The sequence below is a fragment of the uncultured Porphyromonas sp. genome (genome assembly GCF_947254915.1).
Taxonomy (GTDB): Bacteria; Bacteroidota; Bacteroidia; order Bacteroidales; family Porphyromonadaceae; genus Porphyromonas.
The window spans coordinates 1-9,574 of record NZ_CAMYEZ010000089.1 but is presented as its reverse complement, the minus strand read 5'-3'; the positions used below and the strand labels follow the sequence as shown (position 1 = coordinate 9,574).

At 54.1% G+C, this 9,574-nt stretch carries 5 protein-coding genes, 1 tRNA gene and 1 pseudogene; all 7 read left to right on the top strand.

What is annotated here, in order from left to right; all coding sequences use genetic code 11:
• Positions 1-306: pseudogene (locus Q0X57_RS06125) on the top strand (ABC transporter ATP-binding protein); the annotation flags it as partial.
• 21 nt (positions 307-327) lie between these two features.
• Positions 328-2,184, top strand: a complete 1,857-nt coding sequence (locus Q0X57_RS06120; RefSeq protein ID WP_297729060.1) for an ABC transporter ATP-binding protein — start codon at positions 328-330, stop codon at positions 2,182-2,184.
• A 43-nt stretch (positions 2,185-2,227) separates the two neighbouring features.
• Positions 2,228-4,693 carry a patatin-like phospholipase family protein gene (locus Q0X57_RS06115; RefSeq protein ID WP_297729057.1) on the top strand — a complete coding sequence of 822 codons (2,466 nt, stop codon included), beginning with the start codon at positions 2,228-2,230 and terminating at the stop codon, positions 4,691-4,693.
• A gap of 361 nt (positions 4,694-5,054) precedes the next feature.
• Positions 5,055-5,140: transfer RNA gene (locus Q0X57_RS06110), tRNA-Leu, on the top strand.
• Between the two features lie 86 nt (positions 5,141-5,226).
• Entirely contained in the window at positions 5,227-6,048 is an 822-nt protein-coding gene (locus Q0X57_RS06105) for a glycogen/starch synthase (protein WP_297729054.1), read from the top strand.
• 375 nt (positions 6,049-6,423) lie between these two features.
• Positions 6,424-8,289: a 2-oxoacid:acceptor oxidoreductase subunit alpha gene (locus tag Q0X57_RS06100; RefSeq protein ID WP_297729051.1), complete on the top strand. Its 1,866-nt coding sequence runs from the start codon at positions 6,424-6,426 to the stop codon at positions 8,287-8,289.
• Between the two features lie 14 nt (positions 8,290-8,303).
• Positions 8,304-9,347 (top strand): 2-oxoacid:ferredoxin oxidoreductase subunit beta, encoded by a 1,044-nt coding sequence (locus Q0X57_RS06095; protein ID WP_297729048.1) that lies wholly within the window; start codon positions 8,304-8,306, stop codon positions 9,345-9,347.
• The last annotated feature ends 227 nt before the right edge of the window (positions 9,348-9,574 follow it).

Sequence of the window (9,574 nt, the reverse complement as noted above, 5' to 3'; positions counted from 1 at the left end):
GCTAACGCCCAACAGCCAACGGCTAATAGCCAACAGCCAAAGCCCAAAGCCCAGCCCCTCGACTACCAACAGCAGAAAGAGCAGCAAAAGAAATTGCGCACCCTCCGTCGTACCGCCGAGACCCTCGGCGAGCGGGTCTCTAAGCTTCGTGAGCAACAGGCCGAACTGGAGAAGAAGATTGAGACCTCCCCGTCCCCTCAGCTTATTGAGCAGTACACCCTCGTCAATAGTCAACTTCAAGAGGTTACCAAGCAGTGGGAGGATGCTGAGTTTGCCCTTATGGAGTACGAGGAGGAGATACAATAGTAGTAATTAGCCAACCAACCCGTGAGACAGTTCCTTAAGCTCTTCGGTAAGTACATCCGCCCCTACCGCCACTACATAACAGGTGGCGTCATCGCCAATATCCTCTCGGCGCTGCTCAACCTGCTCGCCTTCTCGCTCATTATGCCGATTCTGCGCATCCTATTCGGCATGGAGCGGACCACATCCGTCTACCACTCTCTCGACAGTATCAACTGGTTACGCCCATCAGACTGGAGCGTAGCCGTAGACTACATCGTGGGGAACTTCAACTACTACGTCTCCCAGCTTATCCAGCAGTACGGTCCCTCCCGCACGCTCCTCCTCCTCTGCATCTACCTCGTCGTTATGACGCTCATCAAGGTGGGCGTCACCTACGGCGGCATCTATATGCTCGTTCCGATCCGTACAGGCGTGGTCCGAGATCTGCGCAATGAATTCAATGCCAAGCTCCTACGATTGCCGATTTCGTTGATTAGCGAAGAGCGCAAAGGCGACCTCCTCGCACGCTTCTCAGGAGATGTCGCTGAGATTGAGTACTCCATCATCAGCATCCTAGAGAGCCTCATCAAGAACCCCATCCTCATCGTCATCTACCTCATAGCGCTCTTTGCGATCAGCTGGGAGCTCACCCTCTTCGTCCTCTTCGTCCTACCGATAGCGGGCTACATTATGGGAGCCGTGGGCAAGCGCCTCAAGAGAGACAGCCTCGAGGGGCAGACACAGTGGGGACGACTCATGAGCATGGTCGAGGAGACCCTCTCGGGTCTGCGCATCATCAAGGCATTCAATGCAGAGCAACAGATCTCTCACCGCTTCACCTCCGCCAACGAGCGCTATCGACGTACCATCGCACAGGTCTACGCTCGGCAAGGCTTAGCCCACCCCATGAGTGAGCTCCTCGGCACCACCGCCATCGCCATCATCCTCTGGTATGGCGGTAACCTGATCTTTGCTGGCAGTAGCAGTATCACGGCCGACGCTTTTATCTACTACCTCGTCATCTTTTACAACATCATCAATCCTGCTAAGGAGCTCAGTCGTGCTTCCTATTCTATCCAAAAGGGGCTAGCCTCTATGATGCGTATACAGGCTATCCTTGACTATCCCGAGCGTGTCACAGACCCCGCAGAGCCTCTACCCGTCACCTTTGACCAAAGCATCTCTTACGAAGATGTCTCCTTCCGTTATCAGGATCCCTGGATCATACGCCACCTCAGCCTCACCATACCTAAAGGTCAAATGATCGCACTCGTGGGAGCCTCTGGTGCGGGAAAGAGTACGCTCGTGGATCTCCTGCCTCGCTTTTACGATGTCACCTCAGGGCGCATCACCATTGACGGTACAGACATACGACAAGTCAAGGCGAGCGACCTGCGCGACTTGATAGGGTATGTCAATCAGACGCCGATCCTCTTCAACGACACGATCCGCAACAACATCACCTTCGGCATGGAGCGCCCCGTCAGCGACGAGGAGGTACGCACCGCTGCCGAGGCGGCCAATGCGACTGAGTTCATCGATCAGCTCCCCGAGGGTATGGAGTACAACATTGGCGACGGCGGTAGCAAGCTCAGTGGTGGGCAACGCCAGAGACTTAGCATAGCACGAGCCCTGCTCAAGGACTCTCCCATCCTCATCCTCGACGAGGCAACCTCGGCACTCGACAACGTCACCGAGCAGCTAGTTCAGGAGGCCATCCAGCGCCTCGTCAGCGACCGCACCACCATCGTCATCGCCCACCGCCTCTCCACGATCATGCACGCCGACCTCATCTGCGTCATGCAGGAGGGGCAGATCGTCGAGCAGGGCACCCACGAGGAGCTACTCGAGCGTGGCGGAATCTACGCTCACCTCTACCAGATACAGTTTAAGGAGTAACAGCGCCCCTCCCTGTATCTAGAAAAGCCACCCCACATATCATATGAAACAACCATCGGTCCTCCTCGCCAGTTTGCTTCTATCTCTTGTCGCTCTCTGTACGCCCATTATGATGCAGGGGCAAAGCGACAATGCTAGCGACAGTCTCAAGATGCGCTGTGGCATCGTGCTGAGCGGGGGAGGCGCTAAGGGGTTAGCACATATAGCGCTCCTCGAGCTGATCGACTCTCTGCAGATACAGGTCGACTATATCTCTGGCACCTCCATGGGGGCTGTGGTCGCTGGACTCTACTCGGCTGGACATAGTGCCTCGCAGATCAAGGAGCTAACCCGTCAGGAGGACTGGGGACGCATCCTGAGCAATCGGTTGCCTTACGACAAGGTAGATATGTGTGAGAAGGAGGACTATGGGGCTTATGCGCTAGAGTTTCCCATGCGCCGAGGCATCCCCAAGCCCCCCTCCTCAATCATCGAGGGGCAGTACCTGATGGAGGTTCTGATGCGCTACACCTTCCCCGTGCGACATATCACCGATTACGCTCAGATGCCGATACCGCTCCAGCTTGTAGCCTCGGACGTCGGAGCGGGAGGCGCCTGCGTGATGACCTCGGGGTCTATGCCACTCTCCATACGCGCCAGCCTAGCAATCCCAGCCTTTTTCGCACCCGCAGTGGTCGATGGTAAGCTACTCGTTGATGGAGGCTTGGATCGCAACTTCCCAGTCAAGGAGGTTCGCTCCATGGGAGCCAACTTCGTCATCGGCAGTTATACTGGAGCTAGACTGCGCAATGTGGAGGAGCTCGAGCATAGTCCGATTGATGTCATCCTGCAGTCCTATGCCCTCCTGACCAAAAAGGAGGTAGAGCGTCAAGCCAGTCAAGTCGATGTGATGCTAGACTTCTCCCAAGCGCTGAGAGACTACACCTCGGCAGACTTTAGCCAACGTGAGCGGATCATAGCGCTTGCTGAGGTCGAGGCGCACAAGCTTTTGCCACAGCTCATCGCCCTCAAGTCTCAGCAAGTCGCTCAAGGAATTACCTATCAGAGGCGACGGCTAGCCCCAGTCTCTATACCGATCCAGCAGGTCAAAATCTCAGATCAGTGGGGAAGCCCCCTAGAGGAGTCAGAGACAAAGTTCATACAAAGTGTGATCGGCGACGATCTCTCTAGCCTAGACTCCTTGGAGCTTCTCCAGCAGCGCATAGAGATGCTGATGGGCTACAACCGCTATGCACAGGTCTACTACACCTATGAGGCTGACTCGACGAGAGGAGGCCATGAGGTCAACACGATACACTTCTTTATCAAGAAAAAGCCACAAGCCCTCCTCCGACTAGGAGCTTACTACGACCCCTACGAGTCAGCAAACATCATCCTCAACACTTCACTCAGAGATCTACTCCTCCCCAACTCACGACTCTCCGCCAAGCTCGCTATATCTCAGCTTCCCAAGCTACGCGCTAGCTACTACAAGTGGCTCGACAACGGTTACTCCTACTGGCTCAGTCCTTACATCGCCCTCCGCCTAGACCGCTGTGACAACATCCATCTGCGTTACCTCTCACAGATAGAGGACCACACGGAGGCCACTTTCTACCAGGCATCCCTAGCCAGTGGTCTGAAGATGGGCTACACCCTATCGCCACAGTCTCAGGTAACGCTCGGCATCCAGTACGGCTCTATGTATGTGTGGCAACCACGCCCACCCTTTGACCAAGAGATGAAGGCTTCTGCACAGGCACCCTCGTCTGACTGGGTGCCTATGAATCAGTTCAACCAGTTGATGCAGACCAACCGCATGCCTAAGCTAAGCTACCGCCACGGCACCTGGACGATGAATCTAGTTTACCTGCAAAATAGCTTGAATCGGAAGGCCTTTGCCACACGAGGTAACCACTTCACACTAGCCGCAGAGCTTACGCTAAAGAACTCCTACGCCCTCTCACCACTCCCCGCAGATGCCTCGGAGAGCCAGAAGCAGATCCACAACCTGCTCAATCCCGAGGAGAGCATATCCCCACAGCGGGGTCCCCTCTTGCATCTCTCTGTCTATGAGCATATAGTCGCCCCCCTGAGTCGGAGGGTAGCGCTACACGGACGACTCTTTGGCGGGGTCAATCTAGACCTCGGCAAGCCTTGGCGAGAGAGCTTTCACTTCGACAGTTACCTCTTCTTAAGTCAGAAGTTTCACCTCGGGGGCTTTGCCAATGTCGGCCTAGACGATCAACCCATCTTCTCTGGACTACGATACCGAGAGTATCCGGTCAACAACTTAGCAGCGCTCTATCTCGGTGTACAGTACACCCCAATCAAGAATCTCTACATCACCCCGCACATCAGCGTCGGCGCAGACATCCAGGCGCCCAACCTGCAGGACAGTGACCTCCTCTACGGTGCTGGCATCGATCTAGACTACAACTCCCTGATAGGACCTATCAAGCTCTCGTTCAGTCGCTCCAACGTCCTACGAGCCTCACGCTTCTTCTTTAGTCTCGGCTACGCTTTCTGACACCATCGCTAGGACCTTCAGATCCTAGATTTCCGATGACTCGGTGCTCATTTGAGGAATTTCAAAATCCCTCAGTGGAGATCTTCGATTATCCAGTGAGGAATAAAAAAAAATCTTCGGAACTTCGAAATCTTTCTTCCGAAGTTTCATTTCATTCTTCCGAACTTTTATTTCCCGGTTCCGTGGAGAAATTTCGTTTTCTCACTGGCTGTTTCCGATTTCCTCGTGAGAGATTGCATTAGCGGGTGGAATGTACGACCCCTGGTTATGGCGTGTGCGAGGGTCTGACGAATCTCTTTTTTGCGTACCTTTGTCGGGCAGTGTGCGTGGAGCCTTGTGGTGTGTAACGCACAGAGCTGTTGCCCAGATGGTGGAATCGGTAGACACGAGGGACTTAAACTCCCTTGGCCAATTGCGGTCGTGCGGGTTCAAGTCCCGCTCTGGGTACCGACTGCTCGGGAGGGGCGAATAGCGGAGCGGGGCGATGTCACCACTTTTCACTATCTTTGTAGGGAATGAAAGGAATTCACACTATGGCAGCCAAAGACAAGAAAGTACTCTACATCTCTCAGGAGATATATCCCTACCTCCCGGAGAGTGACCTCGCACATGTCGCTCGTTACCTCCCAGAGCATATACAGAATGCGGGAAATGACGTACGTATCTTTATGCCACGCTACGGCCTGGTCAATGAGCGGCGCAACCAGCTCCACGAGGTGATCCGCTTGTCGGGTATCAACGTTATCGTCGACGACTACGACCACCCGCTCGTCATCAAGGTCGCCTCGATCCCCTCCACCCGCATACAGGTCTACTTCATTGATAATGCTGATCTCTTCGGACGCAAGAGCCTCTTCGGCCCGCCCTCTGAGGGAGCGCCTAGTGACAATGCGGATCGCAGTATCTTCTTCATCCGAGGCGTCCTAGAGGCGATCAAAAGCTTGCACTGGATCCCCGATGTGATTCATTGTCTGGGGTGGTTCTCCGCTCTAGCACCCGTCTACCTGAAGACGGCCTATAAGAATGATCCTTACTTCGAGCGTGCTAAAGTAATCTTCTCGGTCGATGGCAACGAGGAGGAGGGCGAGATTGGCGAAGACTTGATCAAGAAGCTTGAGTTTGACAAAATCACGGGCGACTTGCTTGACCCGTTGCAGGGGGAGGTGACGCCAGATGCGCTACGTCGTATGGCGATCCACTACTCAGATGGTGTGATCCTAGGGCAGGAGTCGGTCTCTCCCGAGCTCATCGAGTACCTTCGCTCGGAGCCTGACCACAAGGTTTTGGAGTACCCCGGGCCAGCGGTAGATCATGCTGAGGCTTACGTAGACTTCTACCGAAGCTTTACGGAGTAAGAGCTCCCTTTTTCCGACATATAAACGAAGCCCCTAGCGACCGATTCGGTCACTAGGGGCTTCGCTATATTAGGAGGTTTCGTCAGATAGGGGCAAATGTTGGCATTTTCATACCCAAAAATGGCTAGTATCAGGGAAATAAGTCGTACCTTTGTATTGTCTATGTGGCTCTGTCTATCAGATTATGGTGGTGGAGAGGTGTGAGGTCGCTAGTTCCCCCTATTTCTAGCGCTTGCTCACGGGTCTCCTCCTGCCGTAGGAGATAGTGCTGAGTGCATGGGCAAACAGAATTTATGTAGGGGTCTATTGCTAGGAAGGTCTCGCTCAATCACCCTCTCAAGGAGTTGAGCCCTACGCCTTTTATTCATCCTAATTATGACAGACAAACCGAACAAAAGAATTATCGAAGAGGTAGTGGTACGCTTCTCAGGCGACTCAGGTGACGGTATGCAGCTCACGGGTTCAATCTTCTCTGATATGTCAGCGATGTATGGCAACTCGGTCTCGACTTTCCCCGACTATCCTGCCGAGATCCGCGCTCCTCAAGGCACACTGGGAGGTGTGTCAGGCTTTCAGGTGCGCATCGGCCATAATCAAGTCCACACCCCTGGGGACTATGCCGATGTACTTGTGGCGATGAATGCTGCAGCACTCAAGGTCAACGTGAAGAATCTACGTCGCGACTCGATCATCATCATCGATAGCGACTCTTGTGGAGAGAAGGATCTCAAGAAGGCTCTCTACGAGACGGACGATCCCATCAAGGAGCTGGGGCTCAACCCCGACAGAGTCCTCGCATGTCCCATCAGCACGATGGTTCAGGAGGTACTCAAGGATGTGGATATGGACGCTAGAGGCAGACTGAGGTGCAAGAACATGTTTGCCCTGGGTGTCGTCTCGTGGCTCTTTGACCGACCCCTCGAGCAGGCTGAGCACTTCATCAGCAAGAAGTTTGCTAAGAAGGAGATCATTCGTCAGGCCAACATAGCAGCTCTCCACGGAGGTTACTCTTATGCGGCTAACACACACGCATCTGTAGGCACTCCCTTCGTTATTGAGGGCGCTCCACAGGACTCAGGTATCTATCTTGACGTAACTGGCAACAAGGCTACCGCTTTCGGACTCATCGCTGGTGCTGAGCGTGCTGGACTCAAGCTCTTCCTCGGGTCTTATCCTATTACTCCCGCCACAGATATCCTACACTTCCTCGCTAAGTACAAGTCTCTCGACGTAATCACCGTACAGGCTGAGGACGAGATCGCTGGTATCTGTACTGCCATCGGAGCTTCCTACGCAGGTCGCCTAGGTGTCACCTCTACATCAGGTCCTGGTGTCGCTCTCAAGAGTGAGGCGATCAACCTCGCCGTCATCGCTGAGCTACCGCTCGTTGTCGTAGACGTACAGCGTGGAGGTCCCTCAACAGGTATGCCTACAAAGTCGGAGCAGACCGACCTCCTGCAGGCTATGTTCGGACGCAATGGTGAGTCACCCCTAGTGGTCATAGCACCCACCTCTCCCTCTAAGTGCTTTGATGCAGCTTACGAGGCTGTCAAGCTGGCCGTCGAGCATATGACGCCAGTGATCCTTCTGTCGGATGCTTATCTAGGCAACGGTTCTGTCGCATGGCGCTTGCCCGACTACGAGCAGTATCCCGCTATCAAGCCTCATTATGTAGATCAGTACAAGGGTGAGGAGCCTTGGATGCCTTATATGCGTGATCCCGAGACTCTCGTACGCTACTGGTCTGTACCAGGTCCTGGCGCTCTGCCATACCGTACTGGTGGTCTAGAGAAGGACAATAAGACTGGAGCTATCAGCACGGATGGGGCTAACCACGACCTGATGGTACACAAGAGAAACGATAAGATACAGCGTATCGCTGAGGTTATACCACCACTCACCGTAGAGGGCGATGTAGAGGATGCAGACCTTCTGATCGTTGGCTGGGGTAGTACCTATGGACACCTGAGTGATGCCTGCCAGCTCCTGCGCAAGAAGGGGCACAAGGTAGCACACACGCAGTTTACCATCATCAATCCTATGCCTAAGAATACGGAGGAGATCATGCGTCGCTACCCACGTGTCGTCGTCGCTGAGCAAAACCTCGGTCAGATGGCTATGCTCCTACGCAATAAGGTGGAGGGTGTCAAGTTCCATCAATACAACGAAGTACAGGGTCAGCCGCTCAAGGTGGAGAGACTGGTCGCTGCTTTTGAAGAGATACTCAATGAGCAACTGTAAAAACCACAACTGCTATGACTGAAACAGTAAGTAATCTAGAGAAGGGCGCACTACGCTATGCCCCCAAGGATTTCAAAAACGCATCACCCGTCAAGTGGTGCCCAGGATGTGGTGACCACGGTGTCCTAGCAGCCATTCACAAGGCAATGGCAGAGCTAGGGATAGCTCCCGAAGAGACCATTGTCGTCTCTGGTATCGGTTGCTCCTCACGACTACCTTATTATATGAATACGTTCGGCTTCCACACCGTCCATGGTCGTGGTGCTGCCGTAGCCTCTGGTGTCAAAGTAGCTCGTCCCGACCTCACCGTATGGCTAATGTCTGGCGATGGAGATAGCCTTGCTATCGGTGGTAATCACTTCATCCATGCTGTACGACGCAATGTGGATATCAATGAGGTACTCTTCAACAACCGCATCTACGGACTGACCAAGGGACAGTACTCACCTACGTCGCCTCGTGGTCTAGTCACCAAGAGCTCTCCTTACGGAACTGTCGAGGATCCCTTTGAGCCAGCCGAGCTGGTCATGGGTGCCCGTGGCAACTTCTTCGCTCGCTCACTTGATGTCGATCAGCCTACGCTCACTGCGTGTCTGCTAGCTGGTGCTAAGCACAAGGGCTTTGCAGTCACGGAGGTACTGGTAAACTGTATGATCTTCAACAACGGTGCCCACGCCTCTATCAGCGATCGCGCCGTCCGTGCTGACAAAACGATCGTACTGCGCCATGGCGAGAAGATGACCTTCGGCGAAAACAACGAGCGCGGTCTCGTCCTAGATGGCTTCAAGCTACGTGCCGTGACGATCGGTGAGGATGGCTACACGCTGGACGATGTGCTGACGCACGATGCGCACGAGCCTAACCCCTTCCTACATATGATGCTCGCCGCCATGAACGGTGCCGACGGTCTTCCCGTCGCTATGGGCATCATACGTGATGTCGAGGGCGTGACCTACGACTGGGCTGTCCATGATCAGATCGCTCAGCAGCAGGGCAAGAACAAGGTGCGCACACTCCGCGAGCTCCTCATGACGGAGGACACGTGGGAGATCAAGTAAGGCGCACCTCTTAGCCGACTCATCACCTGCGTAAGGTGATAAAAATAGCGAGGGAGACTCATAGCTGGGTCTCCCTCACTGTTTCTTTATGGCTGTTCGCCGTTGGCTAGAGACACTGGTGCTCCTAGTGTCACTAGAGGTTAGAGATTAGAGGGTAACCTCTAGCCCAAGCTTCACGGCAAAAATGAATTTCGAGGCGTTTGCTCCGATCTTTGATGAAACTAGAT

Excerpts from the sequence above, each read along its gene's own strand:
- Q0X57_RS06115 (WP_297729057.1), top strand. The coding sequence starts at position 2,228 with ATGAAACAACCATCGGTCCTCCTCGCCAGTTTGCTTCTATCTCTTGTC.
- Q0X57_RS06105 (WP_297729054.1), top strand. The coding sequence starts at position 5,227 with ATGGCAGCCAAAGACAAGAAAGTACTCTACATCTCTCAGGAGATATAT.
- Q0X57_RS06100 (WP_297729051.1), top strand. The coding sequence starts at position 6,424 with ATGACAGACAAACCGAACAAAAGAATTATCGAAGAGGTAGTGGTACGC.
- Q0X57_RS06095 (WP_297729048.1), top strand. The coding sequence starts at position 8,304 with ATGACTGAAACAGTAAGTAATCTAGAGAAGGGCGCACTACGCTATGCC.